This window comes from Pseudomonas sp. MF5691 (assembly GCF_016405645.1).
In the GTDB taxonomy this organism is placed as follows: Bacteria; Pseudomonadota; Gammaproteobacteria; order Pseudomonadales; family Pseudomonadaceae; genus Aquipseudomonas; species Aquipseudomonas shahriarae.
This window is the reverse complement of sequence record NZ_JAEKDC010000010.1, coordinates 107,898-122,341: the sequence shown is the minus strand read 5'-3', so window position 1 is coordinate 122,341 and position 14,444 is coordinate 107,898. Positions and strand designations below refer to the sequence as shown.

13 protein-coding genes are annotated in these 14,444 nt (G+C 59.1%); 9 read left to right on the top strand and 4 right to left on the bottom strand.

What is annotated here, in order from left to right; translation table 11 throughout:
* Positions 1 to 3: 3 nt before the first annotated feature.
* Complete coding sequence (moeB, locus tag JFT44_RS16165) at positions 4 to 1,866, bottom strand: molybdopterin-synthase adenylyltransferase MoeB (protein ID WP_128592853.1); 1,863 nt, start codon at positions 1,864 to 1,866, stop codon at positions 4 to 6.
* 26 nt (positions 1,867 to 1,892) lie between these two features.
* Positions 1,893 to 2,786 carry a DMT family transporter gene (locus JFT44_RS16160; RefSeq protein WP_162947804.1) on the bottom strand — a complete coding sequence of 298 codons (894 nt, stop codon included), beginning with the start codon at positions 2,784 to 2,786 and terminating at the stop codon, positions 1,893 to 1,895.
* Positions 2,787 to 2,946: 160 nt separating this feature from the next.
* Between JFT44_RS16160 and JFT44_RS16155 the strand changes: the two genes are divergently transcribed.
* On the top strand, positions 2,947 to 4,371 hold the full coding sequence (locus JFT44_RS16155; protein WP_115129428.1) for a PLP-dependent aminotransferase family protein: 1,425 nt from the start codon (positions 2,947 to 2,949) through the stop codon (positions 4,369 to 4,371).
* 140 nt (positions 4,372 to 4,511) lie between these two features.
* Here the strand turns inward: JFT44_RS16155 and JFT44_RS16150 are convergent, their stop codons facing one another.
* Positions 4,512 to 5,330, bottom strand: coding sequence for a pyruvate, water dikinase regulatory protein (locus JFT44_RS16150; RefSeq protein WP_032863389.1), 819 nt, complete (start codon positions 5,328 to 5,330; stop codon positions 4,512 to 4,514).
* A 178-nt stretch (positions 5,331 to 5,508) separates the two neighbouring features.
* Here JFT44_RS16150 and ppsA point away from each other — a divergent pair, with 178 nt between their 5' ends.
* The 8 genes from ppsA (at position 5,509) to JFT44_RS16110 (ending at position 13,636) form a co-directional block, all read left to right on the top strand.
* Entirely contained in the window at positions 5,509 to 7,884 is a 2,376-nt protein-coding gene (gene ppsA, locus JFT44_RS16145) for a phosphoenolpyruvate synthase (protein ID WP_029298284.1), read from the top strand.
* A gap of 99 nt (positions 7,885 to 7,983) precedes the next feature.
* On the top strand, positions 7,984 to 8,973 hold the full coding sequence (locus tag JFT44_RS16140) for an alpha/beta fold hydrolase (protein WP_120733862.1): 990 nt from the start codon (positions 7,984 to 7,986) through the stop codon (positions 8,971 to 8,973).
* A 229-nt stretch (positions 8,974 to 9,202) separates the two neighbouring features.
* Entirely contained in the window at positions 9,203 to 9,694 is a 492-nt protein-coding gene (gene rraA, locus JFT44_RS16135) for a ribonuclease E activity regulator RraA (RefSeq protein WP_029298280.1), read from the top strand.
* Positions 9,695 to 9,717: 23 nt separating this feature from the next.
* Complete coding sequence (locus tag JFT44_RS16130; RefSeq protein ID WP_169960534.1) at positions 9,718 to 10,713, top strand: zinc transporter ZntB; 996 nt, start codon at positions 9,718 to 9,720, stop codon at positions 10,711 to 10,713.
* 85 nt (positions 10,714 to 10,798) lie between these two features.
* Positions 10,799 to 11,044, top strand: a complete 246-nt coding sequence (locus JFT44_RS16125; RefSeq protein WP_038442312.1) for a hypothetical protein — start codon at positions 10,799 to 10,801, stop codon at positions 11,042 to 11,044.
* Positions 11,045 to 11,046: 2 nt separating this feature from the next.
* A complete protein-coding gene (locus tag JFT44_RS16120; protein WP_057439525.1) occupies positions 11,047 to 11,871 on the top strand; it encodes a mechanosensitive ion channel domain-containing protein in 825 nt (274 codons plus the stop codon).
* An 86-nt stretch (positions 11,872 to 11,957) separates the two neighbouring features.
* Positions 11,958 to 12,548, top strand: coding sequence for an RNA polymerase sigma factor SigX (gene sigX, locus JFT44_RS16115; RefSeq protein ID WP_057439524.1), 591 nt, complete (start codon positions 11,958 to 11,960; stop codon positions 12,546 to 12,548).
* Positions 12,549 to 12,655: 107 nt separating this feature from the next.
* On the top strand, positions 12,656 to 13,636 hold the full coding sequence (locus tag JFT44_RS16110; RefSeq protein ID WP_057444927.1) for an OmpA family protein: 981 nt from the start codon (positions 12,656 to 12,658) through the stop codon (positions 13,634 to 13,636).
* Positions 13,637 to 13,696: 60 nt separating this feature from the next.
* Here the strand turns inward: JFT44_RS16110 and cobA are convergent, their stop codons facing one another.
* Entirely contained in the window at positions 13,697 to 14,434 is a 738-nt protein-coding gene (gene cobA / locus JFT44_RS16105) for a uroporphyrinogen-III C-methyltransferase (protein WP_057960343.1), read from the bottom strand.
* Positions 14,435 to 14,444 lie beyond the last annotated feature (10 nt).

The window sequence follows — 14,444 nt, the reverse complement described above, 5'->3', positions numbered from 1 at the left end:
TGATCAGTACAAAGGCATGTCGGGTTCGACGTCGCGCACCCAATGTTTCATGCCGCCTTCAAGCACCCGGGTGTTGGCAAAGCCAGCGGCTAGCAAGGTGCTGGCGGCCTGCTCGGCGCGGATGCCGGCGTAGCAGATCAGGTAGTGGGTGTTGTCACGGCTGAGCGTGTCGAGGTGCTCGTCGAGCTGGGCCAGGGGGATGTGCACCACGCCGGGCAGTTGGCATACCTCCAGCTCGCTGGCGTCGCGCACATCCAGCAGGATGTCGGCGCTGCTGCGCTGCTCCAGCAACTGCTTGAGCATCTGGGGCTTGATGTAGTGCTCTGCGGCCAGGCTTGGAGCGCTGCGGATGGCATCGGCACAGACGGTGGCTGGGGGCTGATGTTCTTCACGCAGGTCGGAGCAGCACGGGCAGTCGGCGCGGCGCTTGAAACGGATTTCACTGAACTTCATGGCCAGGGCATCAAAGCGCATCAACCGGCCGGACAAGGATTCGCCCAGGCCAATCAATAGCTTGATCGCCTCGGTGGCCTGGATCATCCCGACCACGCCGGGCAGTACACCGATGACCCCGCCAGCACTGCAATTGGGCGCCAGTTCCGCCGGCGGGGCGTGGGGGTACAGGCAGCGGTAGCAGGGCCCGCCCTGGTAATTGAACACGCTGATCTGGCCGTCGAAACGGTAGATCGCGCCATACACCAGCGGCTTGCCCAATTGTACGCAGGCATCATTGACCCGGTAGCGGGTCTCGAAGTTGTCCGTGCCGTCGATCACCAGATCGTAGGCGCCGACCAGTTCCAGGGCATTGTCGGCGTTCAGCGCGGTGTCGTAGGTGTTGATCCGGATGTGCGCGTTGAGGTCCTGCAACCGGCGCTTGGCGGATTCGACCTTGGGCAGGCCCAGGGTGCTGTTGCCATGCACCACCTGGCGTTGCAGGTTGCTGCTTTCCACCACATCGAAGTCCACCAGGCCCAGGGTGCCGATGCCGGCAGCGGCCAGGTACAGGCTGATGGGCGAGCCCAGGCCGCCGGTGCCGATGATCAACACCCTGGCTTTTTTCAGGCTCAGTTGCCCTTCGCGGCCGACACCCGGCAGGGTGATATGGCGCACATAGCGCTGCACTTCCTCGTTGCTCAAGGACTCGATGTCCATGCCGCCGGAGGTGGCGAGCAGCACTTCGATTTTTGCTTTTTCGGGCAGCGGCTCGTCGGGGCCGATCAGTTCTTCCCCGGCCGTGAACAGGAAGTGTTCCTTGAGCCGGCCGTTGTTCTCGTGGAACAGGTGCGCCCGCAGCTGCGGGTAGCGGGCACAGAGGCCTTCAATGACTTCGCGCAATGTCGATCCGGCACCCTCGAGGGTCGATTCTGGCAACTTGGCCACACGGGCCAGGATGTCGGGGAAAGAGACAGCGTTCATGTACAACTCCGTTTGCAGGTCGTTGAAGGGGTTGAGGGCGAAGTGCGTGCCATCCCAGGCAAACAGCTTCGACCCAAGGGCCTTGCCCTGGCGGACATCCACCACCAGGTAACTGACGGGGTAGATCGGTTCCCCCATGTAGAGGGCCTTGTCCTGATCCTCGTCGCTGAAGTAGGCACCGACATCAGGGTGGGAGTGGTAAATCACCACCACCGGGTTGTCCGTGCGAAAGGCCTTGTTCATCAGCAGCGTGTCGGTCACCGAGAAGGTGTAGCCGTTGGCCGCGCTGCGGGGGTAGGCCTCGGGGTTCTTGCGGTGCAACTCGTTCTGGATATTGCTGCCCAGGTACACGCTGCCGTCGGCAAAGACAAAGCCGCAGCACTCTTCGGGATAGGTGCTGCTGGCGTGGGCGTAGATCTGCTCCAGGGCGGTTTGGCGGAGGACTTCCATGTTTCTCTCGCGTGGTGGGTAAAGGGTCAATTGGGTTTTGCCAGCAGCTTTTCGATCGGCAGCTTGGTGATTGCAAAGCCGGCCAGCAGGATCGCCGAATACAGCATCAGGTCCCGGGACAGTTCCAGGCCTTCGTACCAGGCACCGATGATCACGGCGAACACCGGGAAAATAATGAAGACGAACGACAGGATGATCGGGCTCAGGCGCTTGAGCAGCATGAAGTACACGATAAAACCGCCCACCGACGCTACCAGGCCCAGGTAGAACAGGGCGCTCCAGGACCGCAGGGTGATGGCCTCGAAGGTCGGCGATTCAAACCAGAGGCCGGCGACGAACAGCATCAGCCCGGCAATCCCGATGGGCAGGGTGTTGTAGGTGATCACGCTGATGGCGCTGCCTTTTTGCTTGGTAATGACATAGCACAAGGCATGCATGATCGCGGCGGTCAGAATCGCCAGTACGCCGAAGAACTCGGCATGGTCAAGGTGCAGTCCCTGACTCTTGAGGATCATGTACAGGCTGCCGAAACCGATGCCGATCCCGATGACCTGGGAAAAGTAGATGCGCTCGCGTAGGAACAATGCCGAGAAGATCAGGATAAACACTGGCATACAGCTGAACAGCAGGGCGGTCAGGCCGGACGAGACGTGCATCTCGCCGTAGTTGAGCAGGTAGTACGGCACGCTGAAATAGCACAGGGTCACGAACACAAAGAACCAGCGGCTCTCCCGTGGAAACAGGATTGGTTCGCGCCGCACCAGGGCAAAGCACAGGAACAGCGGAAAGGCGATGAGGAAGCGTAAGCCCGCCGAGGTCAGTGGCGGCACGCTTTCCACCGCGATCTTGATCCCCAGCCAGGTGGTGCCCCAGCTCAGGCAGACAATCAGAAACATCACACTGGTGATCAGGCCAGCCAGCCATTGTTTGTGGTTTTTGGTTTTTTCGGCATTTTCGATGACGGCGGACATTGGCATTGTTTATTGCTTCCCTGAGCCGGAATTGAACTCTATATTGAACTTGTAATTAGAGGTTTCACCCGGTGAATGAACCCGTAAAAGCACACTATTAGGGCGAATGATGGCTGTCAAAACAAATATTGACATGGTGTCAATCATGCGAGAGGGACTGTCCAATGGGCAGGGTGTGAAGTACAAGCGCCTGTCAGATGTCATGGAGCGGGGCATCCTCGAAGGCTTGATCGAACCGGGGCGCAAACTGCCCCCTCATCGGGTGCTTTCCGACAATCTGGGGGTGACCATCGGGACCATCAGCCGTGCCTACGGTGAACTGGAACGCCTGGGCCTGGTGGTGGCACGGGTGGGCGACGGAACATTCGTGCGCAAGCGTGGGATGGAGCGCCAGCGTGACGAAGGCTTTCGCAACGTCAGCGAGGAGCCGCGGCAGTACTTCGATATGAGCCGCAATATGCATATCCCTGGGCAGGAGACCACGTTCCTGGCCCAGAGCTTTGAAACCCTGGCCACCAATGCCAAGTTCCTGCAGGACATCAGTGCCTACACCCCGGACGCCGGCTTGCCCCGCTACCGCGCGGCAGGTGCGCAATGGTTGGTGCAGCGCGACTTTCATCCGATTCCCGAGCAGGTCATCTGTGTCAATGGAGGCCAGCATGGGTTGCTGTGCGCCTTGATGGCGTTGGTGCGCGCGGGCGACACGGTGGTGACCGAGCAGTTGACCTACCCCGGCCTGATCACCGCCGCGCGGATGCTGGGCATTCGCCTGATCGGCCTGGAAATGGATGAGGAAGGCGTGTTGCCAGCAGCCCTGGAGGAAGTCTGTCGTAATCACCGGGTGGCCGCCCTGTACTGCACGCCGACCATCCAGAACCCGACGACGGCGGTGTTGTCGGTTGCCCGCCGTGAGGCACTGGTCAGGGTGTGTCGCGAGCACAACCTGCTGATCCTCGAAGACGAGGCCCACGGTGTGCTGGTGCAAGATCGCCCGCCACCCCTGAGTCACTTTGCCCCAGAGCGCACGATTTTGATCAGCAGCCTGAGCAAGGCCGTGTCGGCCGGCTTGCGGGTGGGGTATGTGCATGCGCCACCGGCGCTGGTCAGTCGCATTTCTGCGGCCCTGCGTTCAACCTGCTGGATGGCCACGCCGGTGACCCTGGAGCTGGCCACGCAGTGGATTGAAAACGGCACGGCAGAGCATCTGCTGCGTCAACAGGTCAGTGAAATCAGCCGCCGCAAGGCGTTGGTCGAAGACCTGCTGAGCGGCCTGGAGTACCGGACTCATCTCAACAGCCCGCACTTCTGGATTGAAGTCCCGGAGCCTTGGCGGGCGTCGGAAATCGAGGCTGAACTCAAGCAGAACAATTACCTGATCGCCACAGCAGAAGCGTTTGCCGTAGGGCAGACGGCGGTGCCGCAGTTTATTCGGGCGAGTATCTGCAATACGTCTGAGGATGATCAGTTGCTGAGGGCCGGATTTGATGCGCTGGCTACGGCGCTGGGGCAGGGGGGGGACCGGTTCCACCTGTAAATGTTGTGGCGAGCGGGCTTGCCCGCGTTGGGCTGCGCAGTAGCCCCAAAACCAGGCCCTGATGAGTGTCTGGTGTGCCGTGTTCTTCCTTATTTAGGGCTGCTTCGCAGCCCAACGCGGGCAAGCCCGCTCGCCACAGGTTATTTGAAGCGCCGCTCAACACCTTTTTCCACAAGGATCTTCGCCGAAATTTCTTCCACCGAAAAGTGCGTGGAATTGATGTGCGCAATGTTTTCCCGGCGGAACAGATTTTCCACTTCCCGCACCTCGAACTCGCACTGGGCATAGCTCGAATAACGGCTGTTGGGTTTGCGTTCGTTACGGATCGCCGTCAGCCGGTCCGGGTCGATAGTCAGGCCAAACAGCTTGTGCTGATGGGTGCGCAGCACCGCCGGCAGTTGCAGGCGCTCCATATCGTCTTCGGTCAGCGGGTAGTTGGCCGCACGGATGCCGAATTGCATGGCCATGTACAGGCAGGTCGGGGTCTTGCCGCAGCGCGACACGCCGACCAGGATCAGGTCGGCCTTGTCGTAGTAGTGGGTGCGGGCGCCGTCGTCGTTGTCCAGGGCGAAGTTGACCGCCTCGATCCGCTCCATGTAGTTGGAGTTATGGCCAATGGAATGGGACTTGCCCACGGAGTATGAGGAATGTTCACTCAGCTCCTGTTCCAGGGGCGCGAGGAAGGTCGAGAAGATGTCGATCATGAAACCATTGGAGGTCGCGAGGATCTCACGGATGTCCTGATTGACGATGGTGTCGAAAATGATCGGGCGCATACCGTCTTTTTCGGCGGCCAGATTGATTTGTTGTACCATGGCCCGCGCTTTATCCACGTTATCGATATAAGGCCGGGTGAATTTGGCGAAGGTGATGCTTTCGAACTGCGCGAGCAGGCTTTGACCCAGGGTTTCGGCGGTAATGCCGGTGCCGTCGGAGATAAAGAAAGCAGATCGTTTCATTTGAGCCTTGGGCCTTAAGCTGATGACGAATCTTGGATATGATAGGCGCGGTTTTGCCGCCCCACAGTGGGCTGCATTCTCACTTATTTTCCAGGTCCAGGCCACAAACGCCGGTAAATGCTCCTACTGAGCCACCGGCGCCCTGAGCTTTTCCAACACAGTTAGTGGAGAGATCACCTTGGTAGAGTACGTAGTTTCCCTCGATAAGCTCGGCGTCCATGATGTAGAGCATGTGGGGGGCAAGAACGCATCCCTCGGCGAGATGATCAGTAATCTTGCGGGCGCTGGTGTTTCGGTGCCCGGTGGTTTCGCCACCACCGCCCAGGCATACCGCGATTTCCTCGAACTGAGCGGCCTCAACGACCAGATCCACGCTGCCCTGGACGCGCTCGACGTCGATGACGTCAACGCCCTGGCCAAGACCGGCGCACAGATCCGTCAGTGGATCATGGAAGCCGAGTTCCCCGAGAAGCTCAACGCAGAAATTCGCACCGCCTTCGCCACCCTGTCGGCCGGCAACCCGGACATGGCTGTCGCTGTGCGCTCCTCGGCCACCGCCGAAGACTTGCCCGACGCCTCCTTCGCCGGCCAGCAGGAAACCTTCCTGAATATCCGTGGCGTGGAAAACGTCATCCGTGCAGCCAAGGAAGTATTTGCCTCGCTGTTCAACGATCGCGCTATTTCCTACCGTGTGCACCAGGGTTTCGACCACAAACTGGTGGCCCTGTCTGCCGGCGTGCAGCGCATGGTGCGTTCGGAAACCGGGACTGCCGGCGTGATGTTCACCCTGGACACCGAATCGGGCTTCCGTGACGTGGTATTTATTACCGGCGCCTACGGCCTGGGCGAAACCGTCGTACAAGGCGCGGTCAACCCGGACGAGTTCTACGTGCACAAGCACACCCTTGAAGCCGGCCGCCCGGCGATCCTGCGCCGCAACCTGGGCAGCAAGGCTATCAAGATGATCTACGGCGACGAGGCCAAGGCCGGTCGCTCGGTGAAAACCGTTGATGTCGACAAGGCCGAGCGCGCGCGTTTCTGCCTCAGCGATGCCGAAGTCAGCGAATTGGCCAAGCAGGCGATGATCATCGAGAAGCACTACAAGTGCCCGATGGACATCGAATGGGCCAAGGATGGCGACGACGGCAAGCTGTACATCGTCCAGGCCCGCCCGGAAACCGTGAAAAGCCGTACTTCGGCCAATGTCATGGAACGCTACCTGTTGAAAGAAACCGGCACCGTGCTGGTGGAAGGCCGTGCCATCGGCCAGCGCATCGGCGCGGGCAAGGTGCGGATCATCAAGGACGTGTCCGAGATGGACAAGGTCCAGCCAGGTGACGTGCTGGTCTCCGACATGACCGACCCGGACTGGGAACCGGTGATGAAGCGCGCCAGCGCCATCGTCACCAACCGTGGCGGGCGTACCTGCCACGCGGCGATCATCGCCCGTGAACTGGGGATCCCAGCGGTTGTCGGTTGTGGCAACGCCACCCAATTGCTCAAGGACGGCCAGGGCGTTACCGTTTCCTGCGCCGAAGGCGATACCGGCTTCATCTTTGAAGGTGAGCTGGGCTTCGATATCAAGCAAAACTCCATCGACGCCATGCCCGACCTGCCGTTCAAGATCATGATGAACGTCGGCAACCCCGATCGCGCCTTTGATTTTGCGCAGTTGCCGAACGCCGGTGTGGGCCTGGCCCGCCTGGAATTCATCATCAACCGCATGATTGGCGTGCACCCCAAGGCCCTGTTGAACTACGACGGCCTGCCGGTGGAAATCAAGGACAGCGTCGACAAGCGCATTGCCGGCTACAACGATCCGGTAGGTTTCTACGTCGAGAAGCTGGTGGAAGGCATCAGCACCCTGGCGGCGGCGTTCTGGCCGAAGAAAGTCATCGTGCGCCTGTCGGACTTCAAGTCCAACGAATACGCGAACCTGATCGGCGGCAAGCTTTACGAGCCGGAAGAAGAGAACCCGATGCTGGGCTTCCGTGGCGCCTCGCGTTATATCAGCGAAGCATTCCGCGATTGCTTCGAGCTTGAGTGCCGCGCCCTCAAGCGTGTACGCAACGAGATGGGCCTGACCAACGTCGAGATCATGGTGCCCTTTGTGCGCACCCTGGGCGAAGCGAGCCAGGTCGTTGACCTGCTGGCCGAGAACGGTCTGACCCGTGGTGAAAACGGCCTGCGCGTGATCATGATGTGCGAGCTGCCGTCCAACGCCATCCTCGCCGAAGAGTTCCTGGAATTCTTCGACGGTTTCTCCATCGGCTCCAATGACCTGACCCAGTTGACCCTGGGCCTGGATCGCGACTCCGGGATCATCGCGCACCTGTTTGACGAGCGTAACCCTGCGGTCAAGAAGCTGCTGGCCAACGCCATCCAGGCTTGTAACAAGGCCGGCAAGTACATCGGGATCTGCGGCCAAGGCCCTTCCGATCACCCGGACCTGGCCAAATGGCTGATGGAACAGGGCATCGAAAGCGTCTCGTTGAACCCCGATTCCGTGCTGGAAACCTGGTTCTTCCTGGCTGAAGGTCAAGCCTCGGCGTAATTGCCATTTGCCGGCCAGCCAGTTTGGCTGGCCGGCATTTCTCATTCTGTACAGGGCGGAACTCCTACCGGACGCCGCCCTTTTTTGTGCAAGAACATTATGCAAAGCAGCAGCAACCTGTTTCCCGTCGCCTTGATCAGCGCTGAGCGTCGTGGCGACCTGAGTGAAGATGTCTATCGCCTCAAGCCTGGCAACAGCCCGGACGGCACCGTAGAACTGGCGGTGACACGCCTGGGCCTGGCCGATGTCGCGCAAAGCCGTGGCATACCGGTGGTGTTGGTGCATGGCAGCTTTTCCAATCGGCGGTTCTGGTATTCGCCCAAAGGTATTGGCCTGGGGGCGTACCTGGCGCGCCAGGGCTTTGATGTGTGGATCCCGGAGATGCGCGGCCACGGGCTTTCCCGACGCAACCACGACTACGCCAAGAATCGCGTCGCCGACTATGCTCGTTACGACTTGCCAGCCATCGCCGCTTTTGTGCGTGAGCAAAGCGCGCAGATTCCGCACTGGATCGGCCACTCGCTGGGTGGTACGACCTTGGCGGCAGCCTTGGGTGGCCAGTATCTGGGCGCGCCGGCTGTCGCGTCGGTGGCGCTGTTTGGCTGCCAGGTCAGTCGTACTTACTGGCCGTTGAAAATTCCGCCGGTGGAGTGGGGCGGGCGCTTGATTCTGAAGCGTTTTGCCCAACTCTCCGGTTCGCGGCTCAAGCGCGGGCCGGAAGATGAGCCCATCGGCCTGGCCTTGGAAAGCATGCGCTGGCACGGTTTGTTCGGGCGTTTTGGCGATGCTGAGCGCGACTGGTGGAAAGGCCTGGCTGAGGTCGATGTGCCGCTGCTGGCCGTGAGTGCCGCAGGCGATCATCAAGACCCGGACTGGGCCTGCCGCAAGCTGTTTGATCAGGTCGGCAGCGAGCACCGCCAATACCTGTGCCTGGGGCGCAAGCAGGGGTTCAGCGGTGATTTCGGGCATGTCGAAATGCTGGTCAGCAAAGCCGCCCAGGCCGAAGTATGGCCATTGGTGCAGCGTTGGTTGAATGATCCACTGACACCTTTGGTCGGCTCGCAGGCGCCTGTGCTCGGGAGCATCTGAGAAAAGGCTCTGCCAAGGGCGTTTCACTCGCGGTGGCTTGCGGCTAAGATATGACGCTTCGGGATGTTTTGGTCATATTCAGTCGCGCAGTGGCTATTGCGTTACGGTCTGGTGGGTCTGATCATGGTCGCCCGCGCAGTGGCAGGGCTTAAAGAATGCCCCTTGCGATGCGTTTTCCTGATGTAGCTGTGGATGTTCGACACCTTCTTTCACCGACAGGAGCTTCTCGATGAACCATTACGTTACCCCCGACCTGTGTGACGCCTACCCGGACCTGGTGCAGGTGCTGGAGCCGATGTTCGCCAACTTTGGTGGCCGGGACTCCTTCGGCGGCCAGATCGTGACCGTCAAGTGTTTTGAAGACAACTCACGGGTCAAGGAACAGGCTGAGCTGGACGGCACCGGCAAAGTGCTGGTGGTCGACGGTGGTGGTTCGCTGCGCTGCGCCTTGCTCGGCGACATGATTGCTGATCGAGCGGCGAAAAATGGCTGGGAAGGCTTGGTGATCTACGGTTGTGTGCGTGACGTTGACGTGTTGGCGCAGACCGACCTGGGCGTGCAGGCCCTGGCCAGCCACCCGAAAAAGAGTCATCGCCAGGGTGTGGGCGACCTGGGCGGGGCCGTGACTTTTGCTGGCGTGACATTCCGTCCGGGCGAATACGTCTACGCCGACAATAACGGCGTGATTGTTTCGCCCAGCCCGCTGAAAATGCCGGAATAACCGCAGTAGTCGATGGGGTGAGGATGTTCGAGGAAGAAAACGCGCAGTGGGGGCTGGTGCATGCCCTGGTGCTGGACGGTAAAGGTGGTGCGCGTTCGATTGCCCGGACCGAGCTTGACGACCTGCAACTGCAGCCCCAGGAAAGCCTGTGGCTGCATTGGGACCGCAGTCATCCCCAGACCCAGACCTGGTTGCGCAAATCCAGTGGCCTGAGCGAATTCGCCTGTGACCTGCTGCTGGAGGAGAACACCCGCCCGCGGCTGTTGCCGTTGCCGGACGACGAATTGCTGCTGTTTCTGCGCGGGATCAACCTCAATCCGGGGGCTGAACCGGAAGACATGGTGTCGGTGCGTATCTTCGCCGCGGCTGAACGGGTCATCTCCCTGCGTCTACGACCCTTGCGCGCCACCGACGAGTTGCTGGTGCAGTTGGCGGATGGAAAAGGCCCCAAGAGCGCTTCCGAGCTGATCTTGTACATGGCGCAGTACCTGACTCATAAAGTGCAGGATCTGGTCAGCGACCTGTCTGAAATCGTCGATATTGAAGAAGAAAAACTGGATGCCGACGAACGGTATACACCGGAACATGGCAACGTCCTGCAGATCCGTCGGCGTGCTGCTGCGCTCAAGCGTTTTCTGGCTCCGCAGCGGGATATTTTTGCGCAACTGACACGCATAAAATTGCCCTGGTTTGTCGATGACGATGCCGACTATTGGAATGAATTGAATAACAGCCTGACCCGTTACCTGGAAGAGCTGGAACTGAGCCGGGAGCGCGTGGGGCTGGTGCTGGAGGCCGAGGATCGGCGTTTGAGCGTGCGTATGAACCGCACCATGTACCGCTTCGGGATCATCACCGGGATCTTTTTGCCGATGAGTTTCCTGACCGGTTTGCTGGGGATCAACGTCGGGGGGATTCCGTTCTCCGAGAGTCCCTATGGATTCGTGGTGGCCTGCCTGTTGATGGTGTCAGTGGCCCTTGGACAATGGTGGTTGTTTCGACGTTTACGCTGGGTTTGACCTGAACGTGACCTGAACGCTGGGAGAGGTCATGTGACCCGACGAATTTTGCCCTCGTCTTTTAATTCACTTGCGAGAGGTCCCTATGCACGATCCGTTTGAACAGTCTTTGCGTGACATGCTTAACGCTTCGCCGTCCAACCGTGACGACGATGCTTGCCTGGGCCGCGTACTGAAAACCGCCAATCGCCAGGTAGGCGCGGGCGACCTGTTTGGTCTGCTCGGCCGCTGGGTGCCGGCACTGATGATGGCGCTGAACAATGGTTCGGCCCATGTATCACCTGTTTCTCGTCGTAAACCTATTGCTCGCACTGCTGATAAGGCTGATTGAATATGGAACTTGATCTCTGGACACAGAGTCTGGTCACTGCAATGACTGCGTTGTGGACCAAGGTGGCGAATTTCATTCCCAACCTGTTTGGTGCGCTGGTGCTGGTATTGCTGGGTTTTGTCGTGGCCAAGCTGCTCGACACCCTGCTCTCCAAATTACTCGCCAAGCTGGGCCTCGATCGCCTGATGGCTGGGACCGGGTTGACCAAGCTGCTGGGGCGCGCCGGGCTGCAAGTGCCGATCTCGACGCTGATCGGCAAGATCGTCTATTGGTTTGTTTTGCTGATTTTTCTGGTTTCTGCGGCGCAATCACTTGGACTTGAGCGAGTTTCAGCTACGCTCGACATGCTTGCGCTGTATTTGCCGAAAGTATTCGGCGGCGCGCTGGTGTTGCTGGTGGGTGTGTTGCTGGCGCAACTGGCCAATGGGCTGGTGCGCGGCGCTGCCGAGGGTGTAGGCCTGGACTATGCCGGCGGCCTGGGGCGAATTGCCCAGGGCCTGGTGATCATCATCAGTATTTCGGTGGCGATCAGCCAGCTGGAGGTCAAGACTGACCTGCTTAACCATGTGATTGTGATCGTTTTGATTACCGTTGGTCTGGCCGTTGCGCTGGCCATGGGGTTGGGAAGCCGGGGAATTGCCGGGCAGATTCTTGCGGGAATTTATGTGCGTGAGTTGTATCAGGTGGGGCAACACGTGCGTGTTGGCGAGGTCGAAGGGCAGATTGAAGAGATCGGTACGGTGAAAACCACGGTGCTGACCGATGATGGCGAACTAGTGTCGCTGTCCAATCGGGTTCTGCTGGAACAGCAGGTCAATAGCCGCTAACCCGGTAACCCTGCTAATGTACGCCGCCGCAAACTTGGGTATCCAGGCTGTGGCGGACATTGACCTGACTGTCGGCACGACTTGTTTTGAATAAAGCCCAAACGCTGTCCACGCGCTATGACCCCCGTGAGCTCTCTGATGAGGAGTTGGTCGCGCGCGCGCACACGGAGCTGTTTCACGTAACACGCGCGTACGAAGAATTGATGCGCAGGTATCAACGCACTCTGTTCAACGTTTGTTCAAGGTATTTAGGGAACGATCGTGATGCGGATGATGTCTGTCAGGAAGTGATGCTCAAGGTGTTGTATGGCCTGAAGAACTTCGAGGGTAAATCGAAGTTCAAAACCTGGCTCTACAGCATCACGTACAACGAGTGCATCACGCAGTATCGTAAGGAACGGCGAAAGCGTCGCTTGATGGACGCGTTGAGCCTTGACCCCCTTGAGGAGGCGTCTGAAGAAAAGACGCCGGCACCCGAGGAGAAGGGCGGGCTTGATCGCTGGTTGGTGCATGTGAACCCAATTGACCGGGAAATTCTGGTGCTACGATTTGTCGCAGAACTGGAATTTCAGGAAATTGCTGACATTATGCATATGGGTTTGAGTGCTACAAAAATGCGTTACAAACGTGCTCTTGATAAATTACGTGAGAAATTTGCGGACAGTACTGAAACTTAGTTCGGTGCAAATATCTCTTACGTGTAGGCAAGTTCTGTTAGACTTGTCGCCGAGTTGTCCCCCGGTATGTGGGACTGCTTTACAATCACCAGATGGGGATTTAACGGATGAAACTGAAAAACACCTTGGGCTTGGCCATTGGTTCTCTTATTGCCGCTACTTCTTTCGGCGTTCTGGCACAAGGCCAAGGCGCAGTTGAAGGCGAGCTGTTCTACAAGAAGCAGTACAACGATAGCGTCAAGCACATCGAAGACGGCTTCAATCCTGGCGCTCGCATCGGTTACTTCCTGACCGACGACCTGTCCTTGAACTTGTCCTACGACAAGACCAACCACACCCGTTCGACTGACGGTACTGGCAACCAGAAGATCAAAGGTGATACCGGCAGCCTCGTTGCTCAGTACCACTTCGGTCAAGCTGGCGTCGACTCCCTGCGTCCATACGTAGAAGGTGGTTTCGGTCACCAGAGCCGTGGCAACGTACGTGCTGACGGCCACACCGGTCGCGATCAGACTACTTTCGCTACCGTTGGTACCGGCGTTAAGTACTACTTCACCAACAACCTGTACGCTCGTGCCGGTGTTGAAGCTGACTACGGTCTGGACAACGGCAAGTGGGACTACTCCGCACTGGTCGGCCTGGGCGTAAACTTCGGCGGTAACGCTGGCGCAGCTGCTCCAGCTCCTACCCCAGCACCAGCTCCAGAGCCAGTTCCAGAGCCAGAAGCTCCGGTTGCTCAGGTTGTTCGTGTTGAGCTGGACGTGAAGTTCGACTTCGACAAGGCCGTTGTTAAGCCTAACAGCTACGGCGACGTGAAAAACCTGGCCGACTTCATGGCTCAGTACCCAGCTACCAACGTAGAAGTTGCTGGTCACACTGACTCCGTCGGTCCAGACGCCTACAACCAGAAGCTGTCCCAGCGTCGTGCTGACGCTGTTAAGCAAGTCCTGGTTAAAGATGGCGTAGCTCCTAGCCGTATCACTTCGGTTGGTTACGGCGAATCCCGCCCAGTTGCTGACAACGCAACTGAAGCTGGTCGCGCTGTTAACCGTCGTGTAGAAGCGTCGGTTGAAGCTCAAGCTCAGTAATTACTGAGTGCTAGAAAAAAGCCCGGCTTAGGCCGGGCTTTTTTTCGCCTGCCATTTGCCTCAGGCGCTTGCCAGCAAGGCGGCTTCCACGGCTGTGGCTGCTACCGCGCCGATCACCAGGATGGCTGGGCTCTTCAAGGCAAACCCCTGGGCATCCTCCTGCATGCGCGCCAGGGAACTGCGGCATTCGCGCTGCTGGGGCATCGAGGCGTTCTCGATCATGGCCACCGGCATATCTGCGGCCATGCCTCCTTCCAGTAACTGCTGGGCAATCTCTGCAAGCTTCGCCACACCCATGTAGACCACCAGTGTCGTGCCACCCTCGGCCAGTGCCCGCCAATTAAGGCTGCTGTCGTCCTGGGTATGGGCGGTGACAAGCGTCACGCCACGACTGATTCCCCGCAGTGTCAGCGGTATGTCGCAGTTTGTTGCACCCGCCAGCCCGGCCGTGATGCCATTGACCAACTCCACGCTGACCCCTCGCTCCTTCAGCCAACTGGCCTCTTCGCCGCCGCGTCCGAAAATGCACGGATCGCCGCCCTTCAGGCGCACCACGCATTTACCCTGGCGCGCATAACGCAGCATCAAGCGATGAATGAAATCCTGGGGTGTGGAACGGCACCCCCCGCGCTTGCCGACGGTAATCACCCGCGTACCGGGGCAATGCTCAAGTACCGCCGGGTTGACCAGATCATCAATCAGCACCACATCGGCCTCGTGCAGGGCCCGTACGGCCTTGAGGGTCAACAACTCCGGATCACCCGGGCCTGCGCCCACCAGCCAGACTTTTGCATTCATAGGTATTGCC